Origin of the sequence: Sphingobium sp. WCS2017Hpa-17 (genome assembly GCF_031843765.1) — a bacterium.
Lineage (GTDB): Bacteria > Pseudomonadota > Alphaproteobacteria > Sphingomonadales > Sphingomonadaceae > Sphingobium.
In genome coordinates, this window is the sequence record NZ_JAVTIV010000001.1 from 636,717 (window position 1) to 660,358 (window position 23,642).

Below are 23,642 nucleotides of genomic sequence, written 5' to 3' on the forward strand. Positions count from 1 at the left end.
GCTGTTCGCGGCGGGGGCAGCATGCCGTAGCGGCAGTTTGCGACTATCGATTTACCTGTCCAACTCGCTGTCGCATTCCGCACCTTTCCACCGGCGAATCCCCATGGCATTTCAGGCCCATGCGCATCGCCATCCTTTCCGACATTCATGGCAATATCGTCGCACTGGATGCGGTGCTGGACGACATTGCCAGGCAGGGCGCGGATATGATCGTCAATCTGGGCGATATCCTGTCCGGCCCGCTCTTCCCCTGCGAGACGGCGGACCGGCTGATGGCGCTGAGCCTGCCGACGATCCGGGGCAATCATGAGCGGCAATTGCTGACCCATGATCCGGCCCGCATGGGCGCGTCCGATCTTTACACACATCAGCAATTGCAACCGCATCATCGCGGCTGGATCGCGGTGCTGCCCGACCAGCTCTGGCCGGTCGATGATGTGCTGATGGTCCATGGTGCGCCGGGCGACGATCTTTGCTACTGGCTGGAAACGCTCTGCCCGGACGGCCTGCGTCCCGCCACCCCCGACGAGGTGGAAGCGCGGGCCGGAGGCATGGAGGCGCCATTGATCCTGTGTGGCCATACCCATATCCCGCGCATCCATCATCGGCCGGGCGGGGGACTGATCGTCAATCCCGGCAGCGTCGGCCTGCCGGCCTATGCCGACGACCATCCCTTCCCGCACCGGGTAGAAACCGGATCGCCCCATGCCCGCTATGCCATGGCCGATCGGATCGACGGGGCATGGCAGGCGCGCCTGATCGCCATCCCCTATGATTGGGAAGTTGCGGCCTGCGCCGCCAAAGCCCATGGCCGTCCCGACTGGGCGGGGGCGTTGCGAACAGGCATGGCATAGAAGCGTTGCACCCCGGCCATTGCCGTCTATATCGACCCCATGGACAGTGTGACCGACGCCTCGACCCAGAAACCACCGTCACCCTTTGCCATCCCCACCTTCCGGGCCATCTGGTCCGCCAGCCTTGCGTCCAATTTCGGCGGCCTGATCCAGTCGGTCGGTGCGGCGTGGATGATGACGTCGCTTTCGGCGTCGCCCCTGCTGATCGCGCTGGTCCCGGCGGCGACCACATTGCCGATCATGCTGCTGTCGCTCTGGGCCGGGGCAGTCGCGGACAATCTGGACCGGCGCAAGGTGATGATCGCCTGTCAGTCCGCCATGCTGCTGACCTCCACATTGCTGGCGGCGACCGCCTGGTTCGGGCTGATGACGCCCTGGCTGCTCCTGTCCTTCACCTTCGCCATCGGTTGCGCCACCGCGATCAATGGCCCCGCCTGGCAGGCGTCGGTGGGCGACATGGTACCGCGCGCCGTCTTGCCGAGCGCGGTGGCGATGAATAGCATGGGCTTCAATCTGGCGCGCAGTACCGGTCCGGCGCTGGGCGGCATCATCGTCGCGGCGGCGGGGGCTGCGGCGGCGTTCCTGGTCAACGCGCTCAGCTATGTCGGTCTGCTGGCAGTACTGGCGCGCTGGCGGCCGGACTTGCCGCCCAAGCTGCTGCCGCGCGAACGGCTGGGCGTGGCGATGGTCGCCGGCGTCGGCTATGTCGCGGCGTCGCCCAATATCAAGCTGGTGCTGTTGCGCAGCGGTGCCTTCGGCATCGGTGCGGCGGCGGTGTCCGCCCTGATGCCGCTGGTCGCGCGCGACGTGCTGGGGGGCGGGGCGCTGACTTTCGGCATCACCAGCGGCGCTTTCGGCGTCGGCGCTGTGTTGGGTGCGCTGGGCAGCCGGCGGTTACGGACCTTCATCTCCGTCGAAACCCTGGTCCGCTGTGCGACGCTGTCCATGGCGCTGGGCACGGCCCTGACCGGGGTCAGCAGCCTGCTGCCGCTGGCGATCCTGGGCTATATGCTGGCCGGGGCCGGCTGGGTGTTGGCGCTGTCCACCTTCAACGTGTCGGTGCAGATGTCGGCGCCGCGATGGGTGGTTGCACGCGCCGTGGCGCTGTACCAGATGATCGCCTTTGGCGGCATGGCAGGCGGTGCCTGGCTGTTCGGCTGGGTGGCGGAGCAGCATGGCGTCGTGACCGGTCTTTATGCGGCAGCTTCCATGCAGTTCGTTGCCGCGATGCTGGGGCTGTGGCGGCCATTGCCGCAGATTGGCGACGATAATCTCGATCCGCGCGGCGACTGGCGGGAACCCGATACCACGGTGCCGGTCGAGCCCCGAAGCGGGCCGATCGTCATCACCATCGAATATCGCATTCCGGCCGGATCGATCGTGCCCTTCCTGGCCGCGATGAGCGAGCGGCGGCGTATCCGGCGGCGCGATGGCGCCCATGGCTGGCAGTTGCTGCGCGACCTGGGCGAGTCGGACCTGTGGGTCGAACGCTATCATGTGGCGACCTGGCTGGACTATGTGCGGCACAATCAGCGGCGTACCGTGGCCGACATCGCCAACAGCGACGCCATCCATGCGCTGCATCAGGGGCCGGACGCGCCGCTCGTGCATCGCCGGCTTGAGCGCCAGACCGGTTCGCTGCCGATCAGCCGTGGGCCCGATGCGCGCGAAATGGGTGATGGCCTGACCGATCCGACCCGGTCGAACTGATCCGAATATCTTGTGCCTGCCGCTCTATTGCGGCGTGACCGGGCGCCAGCCGGGCAGGTCTTCGGGTGTGTCGACGTCGTGCAGGATGTTGCCCGTCGTCTCGATCTGAATGCCGTGGCTCAGCAAGGCCCGCGCGCCCTGATCGCCCTTCAGCGCCAGTAGTTCGGGGAAATGCTTGCGCCCGATAAAGGCCGGTGGCGAGGAGGAGAAGCCGTCCGTCGATGCCACTACCGAGCGGATGTCCTCCGCTGCCAGACAGATGCGGTTATAATGGGTCTGCGGCACGTCCGGCATGTCCGCCAGACAAATCAGGACGCCGCGTATCTTGTTGTTGGGCATCACATAGTCGATCGCACGCACGATGCTGCCCGATATGCCGTCTTCCGGCTGGTCGTTGACGATGATCGTATAGCCGCGCCGGTCCAGCTTGCGATGAATGACAGGCGCGAATTCGATCGGCCGGACCACGGCGATCAGTTCGGCAAAGGCCATGGATGCGACCGTTTCCAGCACATGGGCCGCCATCGGCTTGCCGCGCAATTCCGTCATCAGCTTGTCCTCCTCGCCAAAGCGGGAGGATGTGCCGGCCGCCAGCAGCACGGCGGCGATCCGTTCAGTACGCATGATATATGATGAGCAGAGGCATTTTGGTGTGGCGATCCCGTATGCGCCCGATTTGCCATCACTATGATCTTGTGTCCAGCGGCCCGAAAGGGACTGGCCATCGCGCACCCCAGCCGCCATATGCGGGACCAACAATATAAGGAGTGGCCGGTTCATGGCATGTGAAATCGACGCCGAAACCATCGGCGAAGGCAAGGAGCCGGTTCCGGCCGAAGTCAGCGACGCAATCCGTACCCTGATCCGCTGGTCGGGTGATACTCCCGAACGCGAAGGGCTGGTGGAAACGCCTGAGCGCGTCGCGCGCGCCTGGCGCGAATATTGCCGTGGCTATGCCGACGACCCGGCCTATCATCTGTCGCGCATCTTCCATGAAGTGGGTGGCTATGACGATGTCGTGCTGCTCAAGGACATTCCGTTCCAGTCGCATTGCGAACATCATATGGCGCCGATCGTGGGCAAGGCGCATATCGCCTATCTGCCCGGTGCCTATGTGGTCGGCATTTCAAAACTCGCTCGCGTCCTCCATGCCTATGCCAACCGGTTGCAGGTGCAGGAACGGCTGACGTCGGAAGTCGCCAACTGCATCTGGGAGCATCTGAATCCCCAGGGCGTCGCCGTGGTGATCGAGGCGACCCATGGCTGCATGACCGGGCGGGGCGTGCGCACGCCCAATGTCATCATGAAAACCAGCCGCATGCTGGGCGTGTTCCGCGAAGACGAAAAGTCGCGCGAGGAAGTGTTGAAGCTCATCGCCTCATGAGTGGCGATGACGAACCTGCCTATCGCCCGCTGGGCAAAGCGCGCAGCGATGCAGCGCCGGTCGGCGCGCCGCTGGCGCCCAAGCGGCTGGCGCTGGTTACGGGTGGGCATCGCCGGTTGGGCGGCATCATCGCCGCCGCGCTGGCGAGGGCCGGTCATTCGCTTGCCATTCATGGCAGCCATGACACGCGGCTCGATTCCCATCTGGCGCTGACCTTCGAGGAGGAAGGCACGGAGTGGGAAGGTTTCGTCGTCGATTTTGCTGATCCCGAAGGGGCGGAAGAACTGGTGGTGCAGGTGGCGGAACGGTTCGGCCGTCCGCCCGATATCCTCGTCAACAGCGCGGCTATCTTTGGGCAGGACCGGCTGGAAACCGTGACCGCCGACGATTTGATGCGCCATTATGCGGTGAACTGTGCTGCGCCGACCCTGCTGACCAAGGCGTTCGCGACCGTGCCGGCGGGGGTGGGGGATCGTTGTATCGTCAACATCCTCGACCAGCGGATCGACCATCCCCATGCCGACCAGATGGCCTATACATTGTCCAAGCTGGCGCTGGCGGGCCTGACCCGCACCAGCGCTCACAGCCTGGCGCCCAAGGTGCGGGTCAATGCCGTCGCGCCCGGCCTGACCATCGCGACGCCGGACTATGACGAGGCGCAAATGGAGCGGCTGGCCGGACTGATGCCGCTCGCGCGCCTGCCGCAGGCGGAGCAGATCGTGCAGGCGGTTCTCTATCTGGTGGAAGCAAGTGCCGTGACCGGTCAGACGATCTATGTCGACGGCGGCGCGCATCTCAAAAGCTATGACCGTGATTTCATGCATCTGTGCCGATAGGTTCGGCATAAATGCGAGGGGCGGGGGGCTGGCGCGTCCTGCATCCTGCCCATAGATCGTTTGACAAACCGAATGAGGGAGATGGCGATGACCTATGAAACGATCCTGGTGGAGCAACGTGACGCCGTCACGCTGATCACGCTGAACCGCCCGCAGGCGCTGAACGCGCTGAACAGCGACGTGCTCAGGGATCTGAGCGCCGCCTTCGCCGCCTATGACGCCGATGCGACCCAGCGCTGCGCGGTGCTGACCGGCAGCGGCGAGAAGGCCTTTGCGGCCGGCGCCGACATCAAGGAAATGGTGGACAAGCAGGCGGCCGACTTCTTTTTGGAGGATTTCTTTTCCGGCTGGCAGACCGGCGTGGTCGCGACCCGCAAGCCATGGATCGCGGCGGTGCAGGGTTTTGCACTGGGCGGCGGCTGCGAACTGGCGATGATGGCGGATTTCATCATCGCGGGTGATACGGCGAAGTTCGGCCAGCCCGAAATCAAGCTGGGCGTGGCGCCGGGCATGGGCGGGTCGCAGCGCCTGACCCGCGCCGTGGGCAAGGCCAAGGCGATGGAGATGTGTCTGACCGGCCGGATGATGGATGCTGCCGAAGCCGAGCGTTCGGGCCTTGTAAGCCGCATCGTGCCGGCCGCCGACCTGCTGGACGAAGCACTGAAGACTGCCGCAACGATCGCTGCACTGCCGCCTATGGCCGCGATGGTGAACAAGGAAATGGTCAACATCGCCTTTGAAACGGGCCTCGCCCAGGGGCTGCTGACCGAACGCCGCCTGTTCCAGATTCTGACCGCAACCGAGGACAAGAAGGAAGGCATGACTGCCTTCGTTGAAAAGCGCGCCGGAGTCTGGAAGGGGCGCTGAATATGGCAGCGGGGCCTGCTTCTGAAATGTCCCGTAATAGATTGAAAACTCTGCCATAGGCTGAGAAATTCTCATTGGCCGATAGCGGAGTTACCGGACACTCTCGTTTCACAAGAAAACGCAGAAACCATGTGGAGAGGCACGCTTTCGGGCGCGTCTCTCCATTTTCGCGTTGTGAAACAGGGAGCCTTTGAATGTCCGTATCTTCGTCCATCCGTCTGTCCTCTCGCGCCGCGCTGCTGATCGCCTGCGCCGCCGGGGCGCTGAGTGCTGCCCATGCGCAGGAACCGGTGGATGGCCCGGTGGATGGCGAAGAGAGCAGCATCACCGTCACCGGCCGCCGCATCTCGCAATCGGCCGAGGCGATTGGTGAGGACAAGGTGACGAACGTGGTCGCCGTCACGCGCGAGGCTCTGCTGTCCGCCCCGTCGGGTATTTCGGGCCTCAAGATGCTGGAGCAGTTGCCCGGCTTCAACGTCCAGACCGATGGTGCGCTGGGCCTTTACGAGTTCGGCAACAGCGTCCAGACCCGCGCCTTCAACCTCGATCAGATCGGCTTCGTGGTCGATGGCATCCCCACCGGGCGCAGCGATGCCTTTGGCGGCAGCCCGGTGTTCCGCTATGTCGACAATGAAAATCTGGGCGTGGTGGAAGCTGCGGTCGGCGCGGGCGATGTCGGCCTGCCCAGCTATTCGACGCTTGGCCCCGTGGTGCAATATAACAGCATCAAGCCGCAGGAAGAGGCCGGCCTGTTCGTGTCGCAGAGCTTCGGCGATTTCGACATGAAGCGCACCTTCATCCGCGCCAGCACCGGGCAGGTCGGGCCGTTCCGCGCCTATGTCAGCCGCACCAAGCTGAACACCGACCTGTGGCGCGGCGATGGCACGGTCGATCGCGAGCATTGGGAAGCGATGGTCCACGCCGATCTGGGCGGCGACAGCTGGGCGCGGTTCAAATTCGTGTCGAACAAGTTCAACGACTTCGATTCCCCGTCGCTGACCCGCGCCCAATATCTGACCGGCACCGACATTGGCGGCAAGAGCGGCCGGGATCGCGGCTATATCTCGGTCGTGCCCAACACCACACCGGGCTTCGCGCCGGTCGCGGGCGGCCCGGCCTACAGCAATGCCAACTATGCCTATACCAACACGCTCGCGATTAACGTCCGCGACGACAAGCTCTATGGCGGCACCATCCATGCCGGAATCGCCGACGGCATCTGGGCCGAAGCGACGGCCTATTATGAAGATAAAGGCGGCTATGGCGTGTCGCCCGACACCTATGCCAACAGCCTGACCATCTACTCCCGCGAGACGGCCGCCGGCCTTGCGCTCACCGCACCCAAGGGCACCCAATATGGCCTGTCGACCGTGGGTGGCGAGCGCTATGGCCTGACGACCAAGCTGCATTGGGAATTGGGAGCCCAGACGATCGAAGCCGGGCTATGGGCCGAAGTCGACACCTATAACCGCACGCAGGCGCGCTACAACACGACCGACGGATCGCCCGCCAGCGCGCCCAACCTGGACGAGCTGGTCTATGTTCGGCGCAACTATCAGTCGGAACGCAACACGACCCAGGCCTTCATCAAGGATCGGATCGCGCTGCTGGACGACAAGCTGATCTTCGATCTGGGCGTCAAGGCGCTGAACATCGACTATCGCTATAGCGGCTATCGCGATTTCAATGATTATTACCGCAATGCCGGCACCACCGCCGCGCCGGTCTGGGTTGCAGGCTGGGGTCCGCAGACGCTGCGGACCAGCTATAGCGACGGCTTCCTGCCGCAGGCGGGTGTGCTCTACAAGCTGGACAATCAGAGCCAGGTCTTCGCTTCCTATTCGGAAAATATGGCGCTGCCCAAGGGGCTGGACGATGTCTTCTCCGTCTCGCTCAACAGCAGCGCGGCGGGCGTGCCTGCGCCGGCACCGGAGCGGTCGCAGAATTTCGAGGCCGGCATCCGCACCAATCAGGGGCAATTCTATGCTTCCTATGCGGTCTATTACACCAAGTTCAAGAACCGCATCCAGTCGATCGGGTCGATCCTGCCCGGCACCACCAACGTCATCGAAACCTTCTACCAGAATGTCGGCCGGGTGACGGCCTATGGCGCGGAGTTCAGCGGTACCTACAAGCCGAGCTATCTGAACGGCCTGGCCTATTTCAACCTCAACGCCACCTATAATATCGCCAAGTTCAAGGATGATATCGTCACCGCGACGACCACCTACCAGACCGACGGCAAATATATCCCCGACAGCGCCAAGTGGATCGTCAATGGTGGCGTGACCATCGAACCGGCAAGCTGGCTGGTGGGCAATTTCAGCGGCAAATATACGTCGCGTCGCTGGTCGACCTTCGATAATTCGGCCGGATCGAGCGTAAAGGGCTTCACCGTGTTCAGCGCATATGTGGACATTGGCGACGGCTTCAGCCTGGGGCCGGTCAAGGGCGTGAAGGCGCGCTTCAACATCGACAATATCTTCGACAAGGACACGCTGTCCTACATTTCGGCTGCCGTGACGGGCGATGGCAATTTCCGTCCGCTGTCGCCGCGCACCTTCCAGTTCACCATCTCGGGTGAAATCTGATGCGGACTGTCCTGATGATGGGAGCGGCGCTGATCGCGCTGCTCCCGCTGACCGCACAGGCGGAGGCGCCCGTCGTCACGAAGAAGGAGTATCAGCTGCACCAGAAGCTGCTGACGCTCGACAGTCATCTTGACACGCCCGCCTCGCTCGACCTGCCCGGCTGGTCGATCGAGGAGGGGCATGACGTCCATGGCGACTATACCCAGGTCGACCTGCCGCGCATGAAGAAGGGTGGCCTGGATGGCGGTTTCTGGGCGATCTACACGGGCCAAGGCCCGGTGACGATCGAGGGGTTCCGCAAGGCGCGCGACTTCGCGATCCTGCGCGGGCTTTCGATCCGGAACATGGTGGCGGCAGACCCGGCCAATTTCGCGCTGGCGCTGGAGGCGAAGGACGCGGCGCCGATCGCGGCGGCGGGCAAGCGGGTCGTCTATCTGTCGATCGAAAATGCCTATCCGCTGGGTGAGGACGTCACCCTGCTCAAGACCTTCTACGACATAGGCGTGCGGATTTCGGGCTTTGCTCATTTCGCGCACAACCAGTTTGCCGACAGCAGCACCGACCCGTCGGGCAAACCGCGTTTTGGCGGGCTTAGCCCGCTCGGCAAGGAATTGCTGAAGGAAATGAATCGCCTGGGCATCGTGCCCGATGCGTCGCACAGTAGCGATCAGGTGCTGGACGATCTGCTGGCGCTGTCGACCACGCCGATCATCCTGACCCATTCGGGGTGCAAGGCGATCTATGGCCATCCGCGCAACATCGATGACGATCATCTGAAGGCGCTGGCGGCCAAGGGCGGCGTCATCCAGATGAATGCCTATGGTGCCTATCTGCGCAAGTCGCAGCCCAATCCGCAGCGGCAGGAGGTGTTGAAGGCGCTGTTTGGCCAGTTGCGCGAGGACGCAAAACTGTCGCCAGACAAGCGCGCCGAACTGCTGGCCAAGCGGCAGGAGATCGACCGGCTCTATCCCGATACCGACCGGCCGACCTTCGACGATTTCATGGCGCATATGCTGCATGCACTGAAGGTCGTCGGGCCGGATCATGTCGGCATCGGTGCCGACTGGGATGGCGGTGGCGGCGTGGTCGGCATGGAGGATGTGGTCGACCTGCCCAAGATCACCGCCGCTCTGCTCAAGGCCGGTTACAGCGAGGCCGATATCCAGAAAATCTGGTCCGGCAATGTGCTGCGCGTGCTGGCGGCCAATGAGGCTGGCAAGGGGAAGTAAGATATCTTTCCGTCATGCCAGCGAAGGCTGGCATCTCTCTTTCTTTCAGGGCTTTGGCTGAAGAAGGGAGATCCCAGCTTTCGCTGGGATGACGGGCGAATTTGTACCTATTTCCCTTCCAGCATCTCGATCATCAGGGAGAAGTCGCGGCCGGCTTCGCCCTGATTGGCGAGCAATTGGTAGAGCGATTCCGCCACATTGCCCATCGGCACCGATGCGCCGACCGAGGCGGCCGCTTCGGTCGCCAGTTTCAGATCCTTGAGCATCAGGCCGACGGCAAAGCCGCCCTGATAGCCATTGTCGGATGGCGATTGCGGGCCGACGCCGGGGACGGGGCAATAGCTGGTCATCGACCAGCTCTGGCCAGACGAAACGCTGCTGATATCGTAGAAGGTCTGCGGATCGAGGCCCAGCTTCTTCGCCATGGCGAAGGTTTCGCAGGTGGCGACCATGGTCGCGCCGAGCAGCATGTTGTTGCAGATCTTGGCGCCCTGACCATTGCCCGCGCCGCCGGCATGGATCACCGCCTTGCCCATGGCGGACAGGATCGGTTTCGCCCTGGCGAAGGCGGCGTCGGCGCCGCCGACCATGAAGGTGAGGGTGCCGCCATTGGCTGCCGCGATGCCGCCGGAGACGGGCGCGTCGACCATCTCGAAACCCTGTGCGGTGGCGGCGTCGATCACGCGGCGGGCGGTGGCGACGTCGATGGTGGAGCAGTCGAGGAAAAGCGCGCCGGGCCTGGCCGCGCCGAACACCTCGTCCTTATAAACGCTTTCGACATGCTTGCCGGCGGGCAGCATGGTCACGACCGCGTCGGCGCCGGCGACCGCATCGGCGGCGCTGGCGGCGCGGACCGCGCCATGGCCCTCCGCCTTGGTCAGTGCCTCTTCCGACAGGTCGAAGGCGCGCACGGCATAGCCGTTCTTGAGCAGGTTGGCGGCCATGCCACCGCCCATATTGCCAAGGCCGATGAAGGCGATCGTTTGGGTCAATTTCCTATCCTCTTCCGCGTTAATTGACGCATCGCTGTTGCGAAAAACCGGTTCCATCCTTCGACAGGCTCAGGACAGGCTTTTTCGCGCGATGCTCTTAACTTCGCACATTTCCCGCAAGTTCTGACATTATGTTGCGCGGTCCTGATCCTATCGGAAAGTGGGCCGGTGAGGGTGCTGTCAGTCTAGCAGCCGCCGGCCCGATAGGACAGGATCAGCCAACCTCCGCCAGTTGGGGCAGGGGCGTCCACTGCCTGTCCGCCGGCAAGGGCGCGAAGATCGCGTCGATCATCGCGTCGCTCGTCTCTTCCAGTGTCGGCGGGTTCCAGCGCGGGGCATTATCCTTGTCGAAGATCACCGCGCGCACGCCTTCCACGAAGTCCGGGCGGCGGATGATCGCGCAGGCGAGGCCATATTCCATCGCCATATTGTCGGCAAAGCTGGCCTTGCGCCCGCCCTCTACCAGTTGGCGCAGCGCGACCTTTATCGTCTGGGGCGATTTGGTGGCGAGCACGGCCAGTTGTCTGGCCGCCCATTCGCCGCCATCGGCCTGAAGTGCGGCGACGATATCCTCCGCCTTGTCGGATGCGAAGAGCCGGTCGATATCGGCGCGGGTCGCCTCCAGTTTCGAGGGCGGGGGCGTCTGCGCGTTCTCATCCAATATCTCTTCCAGCCCGAAGGGATCGCTCAGGATGCGGGCCTTGACGGCGTCCAGATGATTGGACGGTATATAATGGGTGGCGATGCCGATGGCCGTACAGTCGGCCCCGTCGATCCGCGATCCGGTTGCCGCCAGCCAGGCGCCGACCCGGCCGGGCATGCGCGGCAGATACCAGCCGCCGCCGACATCGGGGAACAGGCCGATGCCTGTTTCGGGCATGGCGAAGTTCGTCCGCTCGGTCGCGACGCGGAAGCGGGCGGGGAGGGAGATGCCGACGCCGCCGCCCATGACGATGCCGTCGATGAAGGCGACGATCGGCTTGTCATAGACGAACAGCAGATGGTTCATGCGGTATTCTACATGGAAGAAGTGCTCTGCTTCCACGCAGTCGGCCTTCGCGCTGTTCGCGATTAGGGCGATGTCGCCGCCTGCGCAGAAGCCGCGCGACAATTTGGGATCGCCATCGGCGGCGGGCAGATGGTCGATCATGACCGCGACGACGGCATCATCCCGCGCCCAGGCGAGCAGGGCGTCGTTGATCGCTTCGCACATGACAGGGGTCAGCGCGTGGATCGCCTTGGGCCGGTTGAGGCGGATGCGGCCGATACCGTTTTCGATGATGGTCAGGACTTGGTCGGTCATTGCTTTCCTTTCCTCTCCCCTCCGGGGGAGAGGATACGAAGCCTTGGCGCGGTACGCGCTTAGGCGGAGTTGGAGAGGGGCGGGCGTCGCTCCCCCTCTCCCAGCTACGACTAGGCAGCAGTCTGCCAAGTCTTCGCAACCCTCTCCCCAAGGGGAGAGGGGAAATGGGTCACTGCCGCAGCATGTCCCGCGCCACGATCATGCGCATCACCTGATTGGTGCCTTCTAGGATCGAATGCACCCGCAGGTCGCGCCAGAAGCGTTCGATCGGATAGTCCATCAGATAGCCATAGCCGCCGTGCAGTTGCAGCGCGCGGTCGACCACCGAGGAGCCGGTGTCGGTGGCGAAGCGCTTGGCCATGGCGGCGAAGCGGGTCTTGTCCGGCGCATTTTCCGTCACCTTGACGGCCGCGGCGTAGAGCAGCGTGCGGGCGGCCTCCAGTTCGGTTTGCATGTCGGCCAAAGTGAATTGCGTATTCTGGAAATCCGCGATCGACTGGCCGAATTGCTTGCGGTCCTTGGTATAGCGCACGGCCTCATCGATGCAGCGTTGTGCGCCACCGAGCGAGCAGGCGCCGATATTGAGGCGGCCACCGTCGAGGCCCATCATCGCGATGCGGAAGCCTTCGCCCTCCGCGCCGACCAGATTGTCGACCGGCACGCGCACGGCGTCGAAATTGACCTGCGCGGTGGGTTGTGAGTGCCAGCCAAGCTTGCGTTCCTGCGCGCCGAAGCTGACGCCGTCCATGTCCTTTTCGATGACGAGGCAGGAGATGCCCTTCGGCCCGTCCTCGCCGGTGCGGACCATGACGACATAGACGTCATTTTCGCCGCCGCCGGAAATGAACTGCTTGGAGCCGGTGACGACATAATGGTCACCGTCCCTGACCGCCTTCGTCTTGAGCGCGGCGGCGTCCGACCCGGCGCCGGCCTCGGTCAGGCAATAGCTGGCCATGCGCGTCATGGGGACGAGATCGGGGAGATATTTGTCCTTCACCGCCCGGCTACCGAACCGGTCGATCATCCAGGCACCCATATTGTGGATGGAGATGAAGGCGCTGGTGGAGGGGCAGCCATAGGCCATGGCTTCCATGATGAGCGCAGCCTCCAGCCGGCCAAGGCCGATGCCGCCCGCCGCCTCCGACACATAGATGCCGCCAAAGCCCAGGTCCGCCGCCGCGCGGATCGTGTCGCGCGGGAAGATATGCTTTTCATCCCACTCCGCCGCATGGGGGGTGATGGCATCCGCGGTGAAACGCTGGGCCATGTCCTGGATCGTGCGCTGATCGTCGGTCAGGTCGAACTGGGTCATGCTCTCCTTTCGTCATGTCGTTGCGATGGACATGATCTGTATGGCCTTGCTTCTAGCAACCTAGCGTTATTGCCAGCAATGGGGAAGTTGTGCATGAACATCCTGCAAATTTGCAGGATGAGGCGATGTTCGACTGGGACGATCTGCGCGTATTTCTGGCGGTGGCGCGGGCGCGCAAGGTGGCGCCGGCGGCGCGCACGCTGGGGATCGACGCGACCACCATCGCGCGGCGGCTGGCGCGGCTGGAAAAGGCGCTGGATGCCGAATTGTTCGAGGTGGGTGCAGGCGAGCGGGCGCTGACGCCGCGCGGGCAGGAGTTGCTGGCCCATGCGGAAGCGGCGGAAAGCGCTGCGCTGGCGGCGATGGAGGATGTAAAGGGGCAGGAGCACCGGCTGAGCGGGCAGGTGCGCCTTTCGGTGGCGGAGGGATTCGGCACCTGGGTGCTGGCGCCGGGCATGGGCGATTTCAACCGGCGGCATCCGGGTATCCGGCTGGATCTGGTGACGGCATCCGGCTTCCTTAATCCGTCCAACCGCGAGGCGGACATGGCGGTCATGCTGGCGCGGCCGCAGCGCGGGCGACTGACGGTGCGGCGGCTGGGCGACTATCGGCTGCATCTTTACACATCACCCGCCTATATCGAGCGGGTGGGGCGACCGGGCAAGCCCGCCGACCTGCGCGACTGTACGCTGATCGGCTATGTGCCGGAGTTCATCTTCTCCCCCGAACTCGACTATCTGGACGAGGTGGAGGCGGGGCTGGAGGCGACGTTGCGGTCGACCAGCATCATCATGCAGCAGCGGATAATCGCCGACGGCGCGGGGATCGGCGTGCTGCCGGATTTCATCGCGCGGCGCGACCCCGGCCTGATGCCGCTGATGGCCGATCGGGTGGAAATTACCCGCAGTTTCTGGCTGGTCATGCATGGCGATATGCGCAAGCTGGCGCGGATCGGCGCCGTGGCTGGGTGGGTGCAGGAGAGGATCGAAACATTGTCCGGCGCGCGCGATCTGCCGCCGGATGCGGGTCGATAAGGTGAAGCGTCCCAAAGATGACATTAAAGTCAATCGACGCCGCGCTTTCACCTCGCTAAGGGAGTGGGGATGAATAGAAAGCGGTCGCATCACGCTTATGCAGCATAAGCCCAAGCGGAGCCGGGCGATCGCCGTGCCAAGCGGGGAGTTTCGCGCCCGCGCCACCGAATATCTGGATTTTCTGGCCGCATGGCTGAAGAAGCCGCGCCAGACCGCGTCGGTCGTGCCGTCGAGCCGCTATCTGGCAAGATTGATGGTGGCGCAGATCGATCCGCAGGGCGGCCGCGTGCTGGAACTGGGTGGCGGCACCGGGGTCTTTACCCGCGCCATTCTCGAAACCGGGCTGTCGCCCGAAAAGCTGGAGGTGGTGGAGATCAACCCCGCCTTCGCGCGCGGGCTGCGCCGGCATTTTCCGCATGTGTCGATCCTGGAGACGCCGGCACAGATCGTGTCGACCGCGACCGCCGGGCAACCTGGCGACTATCAGACCGTGGTCAGCGGCCTGCCGCTGCTGGCGATGGATCGCTACATGCACTTCGACATATTGTCCGAATCCTTCCGCATGCTGCGGCCGGGCGGCAGCTTCGTGCAGTTCACCTATTCGATGCGGCCGCCGGTCAATCGTGAGGTGATGGAGGCGCTGGGGCTGGACGTCGTGCGCGCCGGGCAGACCGTGCGCAATTTCCCGCCGGCGACCGTCTTCCGCTTTTTCCGGCGCGGCGAGCAGGATTGATGGAATAGAGAGGGGCCGCATCGGGTGATGCGGCCCCTCTTTTTACGTCAGTAGAAGGCGCCATAGATCACATCCACGACCCGCCGGGTGCGGATGCGGACCAGCAGCAGGTCGGGACCATAGCGGACCCAGCGATAGCCGACCGGCGGCGCGCCGACGCCCAGATAGGAATAGTCGTCATAATAATAGCGCGACGACAGGAAGAGTGACGGCAGCAGCAGGCCGATCGTCCAGCGGCGATAGCGATAGCCATGCGGATATTGGAAGCCGGGTCGGTGGATCGGCTTGAAATGCGGCGGTCGGCCAGCACCGGGACGGTGCGGCGGCAGCGGTTTGACCGGGCGCGGGGGTTGCGGCTTGGGCGGCTGGGGCCTGCCGGGGCGTGGCGGCTGGATCGCCGGGCCGCCAGTGCCGGGTCGTGGAGGCTGAATGGCAGGGCCACCGGTGCCGGGACGCGGGGGTGTCGGCCTGGGTGGCGTCGGCTTAGGTGGTTGGGGCCTTGGATTATGGGATTGCGGCGGATTGGGCCGGGCAGGAGCAGGGCGGATGGTCGGCTTGGGGGCGACCGGTCGATCATGTTGCTGATGCTGTTGGGCCAGTGCGATGTCCGGGGTGACGATGAGCGCGATCGAAAGAAACAGGACTGCCTTTTTCATGGGGCCTTCTCCGCTTATGGGAGGCGGAGGCTATGCCTATCATGTTGCCGGAGCAATGTTTTTCGCGCCGGTTGTATCGGGCCGCCGCAGCCCTATCTTTGGCGCGACTAAGCAGGGGCAGAGCCATCCATGGCATCCATCATAGAGATTAAAGGCCTGACGAAACGCTATGCGTCGGGTTTCGAGGCGCTGAAGGGCGTCGACCTGTCGATTGAGGAAGGGGAGATTTTCGCATTGTTGGGGCCGAACGGCGCCGGCAAGACGACGATGATCTCCATCATCTGCGGTATCGCCCGCGCGAGCGGGGGCAGCGTGACCGTGGCTGGCCATGACATCGTGCGCGACTATCGCGGCGCGCGCACTGCCATCGGCCTTGTGCCGCAGGAATTGCATACCGACCAGTTCGAACAAGTGATCGACACGGTGCGCCTGAGCCGAGGGCTGTTTGGCCTGCCGCGCAACGACGCGCATGTGGAGAAAATCCTGCGCGACCTGTCATTGTGGGACAAGCGCAACAACCGGATCATCGAATTGTCGGGCGGCATGAAGCGGCGCGTGATGATCGCCAAGGCGCTGAGCCATGAACCGCGCGTGCTGTTTCTGGACGAGCCTACCGCCGGCGTCGATGTCGAACTGCGCCGTGATATGTGGAAGCTGATCGGCGAATTGCGCCAGACCGGCGTCACCATCATCCTGACCACCCATTATATCGAGGAGGCCGAGGAAATGGCCGACCGGGTGGGCGTGATCAATCGCGGCGAATTGATGCTGGTCGAGGAAAAGACCGCGCTGATGAAGAAGCTGGGCAAGAAGACGCTGAGCGTCGTGCTGGCCGATCCGATGGAGAGCGTGCCCGCCGAACTGGCGGAATGGGACGTCACGTTGAACGCGGGCGGCCATGAGATTGAATATATTTTCGATACGCAGGCGGAGCGGACCGGCGTGTCGTCGCTGCTGCGCAAGCTGGGCGATCTTGGCATCGGCTACAAGGATCTGAATACCAAGCAGAGCAGTCTGGAGGACATCTTCGTGAGCCTCGTCCATCAGGAGAAGGCCGCATGAGCCTCCAGAATTTCCACGCCATCGCATCCATCTACAAGTTCGAACTGCACCGGTTCCGCCGGACATGGCTGACCGGGCTATTGGTGCCGGTCATTACCACGACGCTCTATTTCGTTGTGTTCGGCGGCGCGATCGGGTCGCGCATGACGGAGGTGGACGGCATCGCCTATGGCGCCTTCATCGTGCCCGGCCTCATCATGATGTCGATGCTGACCGAAAGCATCTTCAACGCCAGTTTCGGCATCTATATGCCCAAATATAGCGGCACTATCTATGAGCTGCTGTCGGCGCCCATTTCCGCCACGGAAACGGTCATTGCCTATGTCGGGGCGGCGGCGACCAAGTCGCTGATCGTGGGGACGATCATATTCCTGACCGCGCATCTGTTCGTCGATATCCATATCGCGCACCCCTTCGCCATGGCGGGTTTCATGGTACTGATCGCGATCAGTTTCTGCCTGTTTGGCTTCATATTGGGCATCTGGGCGCAGGGGTTCGAGCAGTTGCAGGTGATTCCGCTGCTGGTGGTGACGCCGCTGACATTTCTGGGCGGGGCCTTTTATTCCGTCCACATGCTGGCGGACCCATGGCGGACGCTGACGCTGTTCAACCCGATCGTCTATCTGATTTCTGGCTTTCGCTGGACCTTCTTCGGCCGGGGCGATGTGGGAATCGAATATAGCCTCGCGTTCGTCGCGGCCATGCTGATCCTGTGCATCGCCATTATCGGCTGGATGTTCCGGACGGGCTATCGACTGAAGAAATGAAAAGGGCGGCCCATGGCCGCCCGCATTGCTTGTCAGGTCAGGCGTCTTTTGTTTTCCGCATTTTGCGAGCCGTCATCTGTTCCAGGTGACTTCAAAATGCTCCAGCCCTTTCAGGCGGCCTGGCTTTCCGGCGTGACGGCGAACAGGGTCTTGCCCTTATATTTGTCGTCGGTTTCGTTGTAGAGGCCGTACATAGCCTCGAACGCCTGATCGAGCACCTGAATATCGGACAGGCCGACCAGCTTGAACGTGCCCAGCTTCAATTCGCGTGGGGGCACGCCATTGCGGTCGGTGGTCACGGCGTCGATGAACATCTCATCGTGGCGCGTGTAGAGGATGTGAGGCGCCAGCGTGACGACCATTTTATTATAGGTCACCTTCAGGCACTTCTGGAGCGCGATCGCTTCAAAAATCTCGGTCGGGGCTTGCATGATTGAGCCTCCCTGACCGATTTGCGTGATTCTTTCAATTGCTTTGTGCGCTGCACCATGTCCCTTCCGTGCAATCGCTGCGACGAATCGTTAGGCGGGCAGCAGCCCCAGCCGTTCGCGCAGGGTCCAGCGGCTGATCAGCAGCACCGCCACCGCGCCCAGCCCGCTGGCAAGGCCGAACCAGATGCCCAGCCCCTCCATGCCGAGCGGGAAAGCAAGCAGGGTGCCGACGCCAAGGCCGACGATCCAGTAGCCAATCAGCGCGAAGATCATCGGCACCGTCGTGTCCTGCACCCCGCGCAGTACGCCCGCGCCCACCGCCTGCGCTGCATCGACCAACTGGAACAGGGCGGCGACAGCGAGGAAGCTGATTGCCAGCGCCGCCGTGCGGGCATTGGCGGGATTGGACAGGTCTAGGAAGGCGGACACCAAGGTGCGCGGCATCAGGATCAGCAAAGCGGCGGCGCAGCAGGCGAAGCCGGTGCCGATCATCAGCGCCAGCCAGCCGGCCCGCCCGATGCCGGCATGATCGCGGCGCCCATAGGCGATGCCGACGCGGATGGTCGCGGCCTGCCCGATGCCCATCGGCACCATGAAGACCAAAGCGGCGATCTGAATCGCGACCGCATGGGCAGCGAGCGAATCTCGGTTGATGAGGCCCATCAGGAATGCTGATGCGTTGAACACGGTGGTTTCAAAGCCGAGCGTGATGGCGATCGGCAGGCCGAGCGCCCAGACTTGCCGATGCCGTTCGCGATCGCCGGTCCAGAAACGGCCCATCAGGCGATAGCGGCGGAAGCGGCGATCGACCAGGATGACGCTCAGCAGGCCAAAGAAGAGGAAGCAGGAGGAGAGGGTACTGGCCAGCCCCGCGCCGAACAGGCCGAGCGCCGGAAAGCCCAGATGGCCGAAGATCAGCGCCCAGCCCATCACTATGTTGAACGGAATGGCGCCCAGCATGATGATCAGGCCCCAGACCGGCCGTTCCAGCGCGGCGATGAAGTTGCGCAAGGTGGTGAAGCCCAGAAAGGGCAGCAGCGCCCATTGCAGGCCGTGCATCAGATGGCCGGCCTCCCGCGCCAGATCGGCATCCTGCCCCATGGCGAGCAGGATCGCTTCGCATTCCCAAAGCAGCAGCCAAGCCGGCAGCACGAAGAAGAGGGCGGCGCGCAGCGTCTGCTGAACGGTGCGGCGCACGTCGCGCACGCTGTGGCGGCGACGACCGCGTTCGCTGGCGATCAGGGGGGAGGCGGCCGTGACCAGCCCCATGCCGAACAGCAGCAGCGCGTGGAAAAGGTTGATGGCCAGCGCACCGGCCGCGACCGCCTCCGCCCCGATGCGGCCGAGCAGCAGCAGGTCGGTCGCGGCGATCGCCGACCAGGCGATATTGCCCGCAATCATCGGCAGCGCCAGCGCGATCAGCGCGCCGGCCTCGATACGCCAGGGGGAAGGAGTGGTCACTTTGGGCAATCCGGAAAGGGAACGGACGTGGAGTTGTCCGTCCCTCTAAAGCCCTCAGTGCTTTTTGAACAGGTGCAGCACGCCGACGATGATGCCGCCGATCACCAACCCGACGATCGCGCCGCCGATGGCGTTGACCAGCCAGTCGAGGAAGCCGCCGATCGCTGGCACGGCATGAGCGGCAGCTTCGGCCACATGATGGATCGCGCCGGGGATCAGGTCGAGGTGGAATTCATGCAGGCCATGCACGATCAGCCCGCCGCCGACCCACAGCATCGCGGCGGTGCCCACCACGGCCAGGATGGACATCAGCACCGGCATCGCCTTCACCAGCGCGCGGCCGAATGCCTGCGTCCCTGCGCCGTCCTTCTTGGCGAGGTGCAGGCCGATATCGTCCATCTTCACGATCAGGCCGACGACGCCATAGACGCCGGCGGTGATGAGGATGGCGACGACCACCAGGATCAGCGCCTGTTCCCACACCGGTTCGGTCGCGACGGTGCCCAGCGAAATCGCCATGATCTCGCCCGACAGGATGAAGTCGGTGCGGATCGCGCTGGAGACTTTCTGATTTTCCAGTTCGGCGCTGCTGTGCGCCTTCACCGCTTCCTCGGCGACGTCATGGCCGCCCTGAACCGCTTCCAGCAGCTTTTCCACCGCCTCGAAACAGAGGAAGGCGCCGCCCAGCATCAGCAGCGGTGGCAGCAGCCATGGCGCAAAGGCGCTCATCAACAGTGCGGCGGGCAGTAGGAAGAGCAGCTTGTTGCGCAGTGATCCCTTGGCGATCTTCCAGATGATCGGCAGTTCGCGGTCCGGGGTCAGGCCCATCACATATTTGGGGGTGACGGCGGCGTCGTCGATGACGACACCTGCGGCCTTCGTACCGGCCCGACCCGCCGCTGCGGCTACATCGTCCAGCGAGGTCGCGGTCAGCTTGGCAATGCCCGCCACATCGTCGAGCAGCGCGATCAGACCCGAAGGCATAACAATATTTCCCCTGTTGCGGACGCAGGGTGCGCCCGATGCGCTTCATAGAGGGCGCGCAGCAGGGGAGCAAGAAACTGCTGGGGTTCAATAATTTCCCGGCGGATCGCTGGCCGGGAAGCTTTCGTCCGATTGTTCGTCCACCTTGTCCCAGTCGTCGGGCGCGATGCCCTGTTGCGGGCCGGCCTCCCGAATGAAGCCGGTCGACCCGACGGATCCCTCGTCTGCGCCCGAGCCCATCCAGTCGCGCCAGCCCTTGACGGCAAAGGCGCCCAGGCCCGTGACGATGGCCAGTTTCAACAGCCCTTTCATGTCTTTTTCTCTTGCCCATGGTGGAGATGGACCCAGTCGGCCCGGTCATGGCCCACCGCCTCGGCGGTCAGGCGAATCTCGCCTTCCTCGTCCGACCCACCAGACTCGTCCTCCGGCGCGCTGGCGTGCGGGAGCGACCAGCGTTCGCGCAGGGCAACGTCAATCATCAGGCCCCATGCCCCGGCATCGCCCGCTGCGCGCATGGCTGCATCCGGTTCCTTGATAAGGGCGAGGATGCTGGCGGCGTCCTCTACCCGAGCCGGCCATTGGTCGGGTTGGCTGGCCGCCAGATGGCGTGCCAGCCGTTCGATGAGGGAACGGTCTTCCATGCCGGATCGAACGCATGTCCGGCATCGCCGTTCCCCATTTTCATGTCGATGGCGAACCGATGTGAACGTTGCGTGCGACAGCGAGTTGGACAGCTGTTGGCCGATGAAGGAGCGCGATCATGCCGCAGGGTGACAAAAGCAGCTATACCGACAAGCAGAAGCGCAAGGCGCAACATATCGAACAAAGCTATGAGGAACGTGGCGTCAGCCACAAGGAAGCGCAGGCGCGTGCCTGGGCGACGGTGAACAAGGATTCGGGCGGCGGCAACAAGTCCGGGTCGGGGCGGGGTAAGCCGGACAGCCATGCGTCGGCGCGCAAGGGCAGTGTGGCGTCCGCCCGGCGATCCGCCGCCGACCGGTCGGCGGCGGGGAAGAAGGGGTGGGAAACACGGCGGAAGCGGGCCGGGCATTAACCTTATGTGGCGTAAATGCGACTCTGTCGCAAAATAGTACGCTCGGCGCCGAAACTGCGATGAGCTAATATTGCGAAACATTATTATTATCTTTATCGGCCACCCTGTGACGGACGCTGCCGCAATTGGGGGATGGCCCCCGGCCTGAAGGCGGCGCCGCCGAATTTCTCTTGGGGGCTGCATCATGATCCGGAAATTGTCTCTTCTGCTCGGCGCGTCGGTCGCCGCCTTCGCCGCCATGCCGGCTGCCGCGCAGCTGTCCGATCGGGCACCTGCCGAAGCCCCTGGTGATGAGGGCGAGATCATCGTCACCGGCAAATATATCGTGCCCGACAAGATCGACACGGCGACCGGCCTTGGCCTGACGGTGCGCGAAACGCCGCAGTCGGTGACGATCCTGACCGCCCAGCGCATCCTCGACCAGAATCTGGTCACTGCCGCCGATGTGCTGCGCAACGCCGTGGGCATTTCGGTCAACAATCTGGATGACCTGCGCAACCAGTTTTACGCGCGCGGCTTCGAAGTCCGCAATTTCCAGTATGACGGCATTCCGCTGGCCTGGACGCTGGCGGGCGGTGCAGGCGAAACCAGCACCGATACGTCCATCTATGAACGGGTCGAAGTCGTGCGCGGCGCGACCGGCCTGTTGACGGGCGCGGGCGATCCGTCGGCGTCGGTCAATTTCGTGCGCAAGCATGCCGACGCCGTCGATCCGACCGGCTATATCAACGCCAGCTATGGCAGCTGGGATCGCTATCGCGTGTCGGCTGACGTGGGCGGGGCGATCACCGCCGATGGCCGCGTCCGCGTGCGTCTGGTGGGCCGGTATGAGCAGGGCGACAGCTATATCGACCGCTACAGCGACAAGCGGATCGTGCTGTACGGCGTGGTCGACGCCGACGTGACCGACACGACGCTGCTGCGTGCGGGCATCAGCCATCAGGATACCGGGCGGGATTCGCCGTCCTGGGGCAATCTGCCGACCTTCTACACCGACGGCACCCTGACCAACTGGGACCGGTCGAAGAGCACGACCGGCGACTGGACCTATTGGGATACGATCAACCAGAATATCTTCGCCACGCTGCGGCAGGAAATCGGCGACAACTGGACGATTACCGCCAATTACAACCGGCTGAAGAACTCCGAGCGCGCGCAGCTTCTCTATCTGTCGGGTGCGGTCGACAAGGCGACCGGCAACATTCAGTTCGCCTATCCCTATAAGGACCATGGCAGCAGCGTCCAGAATGCCTATGACGTCCAGATCAAGGGCAGCGTCAACGTCTTTGGTCGCGATCATGAGATCGTGGTGGGCGGCATGAAGAGCATTCAGAAGCGCTTCACCGACAGCTATAGCGCGCTGGTCTTCCCCGCCGGTCCGAATTTCGTCAACGAAACCGGGGTAGGGTATGAAAATCCCGGCTTTTCCAACACCGCCTTCCGCGCGGTCGAGGAAAAGATCACGCAGAGCGGCGTCTATGGCGCGCTGCGCCTGAACCTGGCTGACCAGTTCAAGCTGATCGGCGGCGGCCGTCTGGCGACCTGGAAGCAGCAGGGGCTCAGCTATGGCGTCACCAGCGACTATGGCGACAAGAATGTGTTCATTCCCTATGTCGGCGCGTTGTTCGACGTCACGCCGGCTCATCGCCTCTATGCCAGTTATACCAAGATCTTCCAGCCGCAGAGCGCGCTTGACGCCAATCTGCGCCAGCTCGACCCGCTGGAGGGCAATGCCTATGAAGTCGGCATGAAGAGCGCCTTCTTCGACGACAAGCTGCAAACCTCCATCGCGCTGTTCCGCATCGAGCAGGACAATCTGGCCCAGCTGGACCTGACCGCCCCACCGATCACGCCGCCCGGCGGTCTGCCGCAGCAGCCCTCGATCGCGATCGACGGCACCCGCAGCACCGGCTTCGAATTCGAAATCAACGGCAGCCCGGTCGAAAACTGGAACATCAACTTCGGCTACAGCCAGTTCAAGGCGAAGGATTCGGACGGCAACGCCGTGTCGGTCAACCAGCCGCGCAAGCTGCTCAAGCTGTTCACCACCTACACCTTCCCGGATATCCTGTCGGGCTTCACCTTCGGCGGCGGCGTGAATTATCGCAGCAAGGCCTATTCGGCAGGGCTCAACACGATCACCGGCGCGCCGTTCAACTTCCAGCAGAACGGCTATGCACTGGTCAGCCTGATGGCGCGTCTGGCGGTGAACGAGCAGTTTTCGGTCCAGGCCAATCTCGAAAACCTGACCGACAAGACTTATTTCGCGCAAATCGGTTTCTACGACCAGTATCGCTATGGCGCGCCGCGCAACTTCACGATCAGCGCCAACTATAAATTCTGATCATCGCGTCATTCTAAAAGGATAATCGAGGGCGTCCT

At 63.5% G+C, this 23,642-nt stretch carries 23 protein-coding genes; 13 read left to right on the top strand and 10 right to left on the bottom strand.

Annotated features, from left to right (window positions below; all coding sequences use genetic code 11):
• The first annotated feature begins 119 nt into the window (after positions 1-119).
• Positions 120-854 (top strand): metallophosphoesterase family protein, encoded by a 735-nt coding sequence (locus tag RQH62_RS03040; RefSeq protein ID WP_311267249.1) that lies wholly within the window; start codon positions 120-122, stop codon positions 852-854.
• Positions 855-893: 39 nt separating this feature from the next.
• Entirely contained in the window at positions 894-2,564 is a 1,671-nt protein-coding gene (locus tag RQH62_RS03045) for an MFS transporter (protein WP_311267250.1), read from the top strand.
• 24 nt (positions 2,565-2,588) lie between these two features.
• On the opposite strand, the gene RQH62_RS03050 is transcribed toward RQH62_RS03045, so the two are convergent.
• Positions 2,589-3,188, bottom strand: coding sequence for a nucleotidyltransferase family protein (locus RQH62_RS03050; protein WP_311267251.1), 600 nt, complete (start codon positions 3,186-3,188; stop codon positions 2,589-2,591).
• Positions 3,189-3,342: 154 nt separating this feature from the next.
• Here RQH62_RS03050 and folE point away from each other — a divergent pair, with 154 nt between their 5' ends.
• From folE to RQH62_RS03075, 5 genes are all read left to right on the top strand, one after another.
• On the top strand, positions 3,343-3,948 hold the full coding sequence (gene folE / locus RQH62_RS03055; protein ID WP_311267252.1) for a GTP cyclohydrolase I FolE: 606 nt from the start codon (positions 3,343-3,345) through the stop codon (positions 3,946-3,948).
• A complete protein-coding gene (locus RQH62_RS03060; RefSeq protein WP_311267253.1) occupies positions 3,945-4,784 on the top strand; it encodes an SDR family oxidoreductase in 840 nt (279 codons plus the stop codon). Before folE ends, RQH62_RS03060 begins: the two co-directional genes overlap by 4 nt.
• Positions 4,785-4,871: 87 nt before the next feature.
• Positions 4,872-5,651: an enoyl-CoA hydratase-related protein gene (locus RQH62_RS03065; protein ID WP_311267254.1), complete on the top strand. Its 780-nt coding sequence runs from the start codon at positions 4,872-4,874 to the stop codon at positions 5,649-5,651.
• A gap of 194 nt (positions 5,652-5,845) precedes the next feature.
• Positions 5,846-8,242, top strand: a complete 2,397-nt coding sequence (locus tag RQH62_RS03070) for a TonB-dependent receptor domain-containing protein (protein ID WP_311267255.1) — start codon at positions 5,846-5,848, stop codon at positions 8,240-8,242.
• Positions 8,242-9,471, top strand: coding sequence for a dipeptidase (locus RQH62_RS03075; protein WP_311267256.1), 1,230 nt, complete (start codon positions 8,242-8,244; stop codon positions 9,469-9,471). Before RQH62_RS03070 ends, RQH62_RS03075 begins: the two co-directional genes overlap by 1 nt.
• 107 nt (positions 9,472-9,578) lie before the next feature.
• Here RQH62_RS03075 and mmsB read toward each other — a convergent pair whose 3' ends face one another.
• The 3 genes from mmsB to RQH62_RS03090 form a co-directional block, all read right to left on the bottom strand.
• Positions 9,579-10,463: a 3-hydroxyisobutyrate dehydrogenase gene (gene mmsB / locus RQH62_RS03080; protein WP_311267257.1), complete on the bottom strand. Its 885-nt coding sequence runs from the start codon at positions 10,461-10,463 to the stop codon at positions 9,579-9,581.
• Positions 10,464-10,677: 214 nt separating this feature from the next.
• Positions 10,678-11,766: an enoyl-CoA hydratase/isomerase family protein gene (locus RQH62_RS03085; protein WP_311267258.1), complete on the bottom strand. Its 1,089-nt coding sequence runs from the start codon at positions 11,764-11,766 to the stop codon at positions 10,678-10,680.
• Between the two features lie 169 nt (positions 11,767-11,935).
• Positions 11,936-13,078: an acyl-CoA dehydrogenase family protein gene (locus RQH62_RS03090; protein ID WP_311267259.1), complete on the bottom strand. Its 1,143-nt coding sequence runs from the start codon at positions 13,076-13,078 to the stop codon at positions 11,936-11,938.
• Between the two features lie 125 nt (positions 13,079-13,203).
• Here RQH62_RS03090 and RQH62_RS03095 point away from each other — a divergent pair, with 125 nt between their 5' ends.
• A complete protein-coding gene (locus RQH62_RS03095; protein ID WP_311267260.1) occupies positions 13,204-14,112 on the top strand; it encodes a LysR family transcriptional regulator in 909 nt (302 codons plus the stop codon).
• Between the two features lie 97 nt (positions 14,113-14,209).
• The gene (locus RQH62_RS03100) at positions 14,210-14,845 is read left to right on the top strand and encodes a methyltransferase domain-containing protein (protein ID WP_311267261.1); all 636 of its coding nucleotides are present in this window, start codon (positions 14,210-14,212) and stop codon (positions 14,843-14,845) included.
• 47 nt (positions 14,846-14,892) lie between these two features.
• Here RQH62_RS03100 and RQH62_RS03105 read toward each other — a convergent pair whose 3' ends face one another.
• Positions 14,893-15,501, bottom strand: coding sequence for an RcnB family protein (locus RQH62_RS03105; RefSeq protein WP_311267262.1), 609 nt, complete (start codon positions 15,499-15,501; stop codon positions 14,893-14,895).
• A 129-nt stretch (positions 15,502-15,630) separates the two neighbouring features.
• Between RQH62_RS03105 and RQH62_RS03110 the strand changes: the two genes are divergently transcribed.
• Together RQH62_RS03110 and RQH62_RS03115 are read left to right on the top strand one after the other, a co-directional pair.
• Positions 15,631-16,563, top strand: a complete 933-nt coding sequence (locus RQH62_RS03110) for an ABC transporter ATP-binding protein (RefSeq protein ID WP_311267263.1) — start codon at positions 15,631-15,633, stop codon at positions 16,561-16,563.
• Complete coding sequence (locus RQH62_RS03115; RefSeq protein WP_311267264.1) at positions 16,560-17,330, top strand: ABC transporter permease; 771 nt, start codon at positions 16,560-16,562, stop codon at positions 17,328-17,330. Before RQH62_RS03110 ends, RQH62_RS03115 begins: the two co-directional genes overlap by 4 nt.
• Positions 17,331-17,440: 110 nt before the next feature.
• Here the strand turns inward: RQH62_RS03115 and RQH62_RS03120 are convergent, their stop codons facing one another.
• From RQH62_RS03120 to RQH62_RS03140, 5 genes are all read right to left on the bottom strand, one after another.
• A complete protein-coding gene (locus tag RQH62_RS03120) occupies positions 17,441-17,761 on the bottom strand; it encodes a hypothetical protein (RefSeq protein ID WP_120249570.1) in 321 nt (106 codons plus the stop codon).
• A gap of 90 nt (positions 17,762-17,851) precedes the next feature.
• Positions 17,852-19,162: an MATE family efflux transporter gene (locus tag RQH62_RS03125; protein ID WP_311267515.1), complete on the bottom strand. Its 1,311-nt coding sequence runs from the start codon at positions 19,160-19,162 to the stop codon at positions 17,852-17,854.
• A gap of 114 nt (positions 19,163-19,276) precedes the next feature.
• The gene (locus RQH62_RS03130; RefSeq protein ID WP_311267265.1) at positions 19,277-20,206 is read right to left on the bottom strand and encodes a DUF808 domain-containing protein; all 930 of its coding nucleotides are present in this window, start codon (positions 20,204-20,206) and stop codon (positions 19,277-19,279) included.
• 87 nt (positions 20,207-20,293) lie between these two features.
• On the bottom strand, positions 20,294-20,518 hold the full coding sequence (locus tag RQH62_RS03135) for a hypothetical protein (protein WP_311267266.1): 225 nt from the start codon (positions 20,516-20,518) through the stop codon (positions 20,294-20,296).
• On the bottom strand, positions 20,515-20,847 hold the full coding sequence (locus RQH62_RS03140; protein WP_311267267.1) for a hypothetical protein: 333 nt from the start codon (positions 20,845-20,847) through the stop codon (positions 20,515-20,517). The genes RQH62_RS03135 and RQH62_RS03140 overlap by 4 nt, the downstream gene beginning before the upstream one ends.
• A gap of 119 nt (positions 20,848-20,966) precedes the next feature.
• On the opposite strand from RQH62_RS03140, the gene RQH62_RS03145 reads away from it, so the two are divergent.
• Positions 20,967-21,260, top strand: a complete 294-nt coding sequence (locus RQH62_RS03145; protein WP_311267268.1) for a plasmid stabilization protein — start codon at positions 20,967-20,969, stop codon at positions 21,258-21,260.
• A gap of 184 nt (positions 21,261-21,444) precedes the next feature.
• Positions 21,445-23,604 (top strand): TonB-dependent siderophore receptor, encoded by a 2,160-nt coding sequence (locus RQH62_RS03150; protein ID WP_311267269.1) that lies wholly within the window; start codon positions 21,445-21,447, stop codon positions 23,602-23,604.
• Positions 23,605-23,642: the final 38 nt, after the last annotated feature.

Bases quoted from the DNA above. Each gene is read 5' to 3' on its own strand.
- RQH62_RS03040 (WP_311267249.1), top strand. From the start codon at position 120: ATGCGCATCGCCATCCTTTCCGACATTCATGGCAATATCGTCGCACTG.
- RQH62_RS03045 (WP_311267250.1), top strand. From the start codon at position 894: ATGGACAGTGTGACCGACGCCTCGACCCAGAAACCACCGTCACCCTTT.
- RQH62_RS03050 (WP_311267251.1), bottom strand. From the start codon at position 3,188: ATGCGTACTGAACGGATCGCCGCCGTGCTGCTGGCGGCCGGCACATCC.
- folE (WP_311267252.1), top strand. From the start codon at position 3,343: ATGGCATGTGAAATCGACGCCGAAACCATCGGCGAAGGCAAGGAGCCG.
- RQH62_RS03060 (WP_311267253.1), top strand. From the start codon at position 3,945: ATGAGTGGCGATGACGAACCTGCCTATCGCCCGCTGGGCAAAGCGCGC.
- RQH62_RS03065 (WP_311267254.1), top strand. From the start codon at position 4,872: ATGACCTATGAAACGATCCTGGTGGAGCAACGTGACGCCGTCACGCTG.
- RQH62_RS03070 (WP_311267255.1), top strand. From the start codon at position 5,846: ATGTCCGTATCTTCGTCCATCCGTCTGTCCTCTCGCGCCGCGCTGCTG.
- RQH62_RS03075 (WP_311267256.1), top strand. From the start codon at position 8,242: ATGCGGACTGTCCTGATGATGGGAGCGGCGCTGATCGCGCTGCTCCCG.
- RQH62_RS03085 (WP_311267258.1), bottom strand. From the start codon at position 11,766: ATGACCGACCAAGTCCTGACCATCATCGAAAACGGTATCGGCCGCATC.
- RQH62_RS03090 (WP_311267259.1), bottom strand. From the start codon at position 13,078: ATGACCCAGTTCGACCTGACCGACGATCAGCGCACGATCCAGGACATG.
- RQH62_RS03095 (WP_311267260.1), top strand. From the start codon at position 13,204: ATGTTCGACTGGGACGATCTGCGCGTATTTCTGGCGGTGGCGCGGGCG.
- RQH62_RS03100 (WP_311267261.1), top strand. From the start codon at position 14,210: ATGCAGCATAAGCCCAAGCGGAGCCGGGCGATCGCCGTGCCAAGCGGG.
- RQH62_RS03105 (WP_311267262.1), bottom strand. From the start codon at position 15,501: ATGAAAAAGGCAGTCCTGTTTCTTTCGATCGCGCTCATCGTCACCCCG.
- RQH62_RS03110 (WP_311267263.1), top strand. From the start codon at position 15,631: ATGGCATCCATCATAGAGATTAAAGGCCTGACGAAACGCTATGCGTCG.
- RQH62_RS03115 (WP_311267264.1), top strand. From the start codon at position 16,560: ATGAGCCTCCAGAATTTCCACGCCATCGCATCCATCTACAAGTTCGAA.
- RQH62_RS03120 (WP_120249570.1), bottom strand. From the start codon at position 17,761: ATGCAAGCCCCGACCGAGATTTTTGAAGCGATCGCGCTCCAGAAGTGC.
- RQH62_RS03125 (WP_311267515.1), bottom strand. From the start codon at position 19,162: ATGATTGCGGGCAATATCGCCTGGTCGGCGATCGCCGCGACCGACCTG.
- RQH62_RS03130 (WP_311267265.1), bottom strand. From the start codon at position 20,206: ATGCCTTCGGGTCTGATCGCGCTGCTCGACGATGTGGCGGGCATTGCC.
- RQH62_RS03135 (WP_311267266.1), bottom strand. From the start codon at position 20,518: ATGAAAGGGCTGTTGAAACTGGCCATCGTCACGGGCCTGGGCGCCTTT.
- RQH62_RS03140 (WP_311267267.1), bottom strand. From the start codon at position 20,847: ATGGAAGACCGTTCCCTCATCGAACGGCTGGCACGCCATCTGGCGGCC.
- RQH62_RS03145 (WP_311267268.1), top strand. From the start codon at position 20,967: ATGCCGCAGGGTGACAAAAGCAGCTATACCGACAAGCAGAAGCGCAAG.
- RQH62_RS03150 (WP_311267269.1), top strand. From the start codon at position 21,445: ATGATCCGGAAATTGTCTCTTCTGCTCGGCGCGTCGGTCGCCGCCTTC.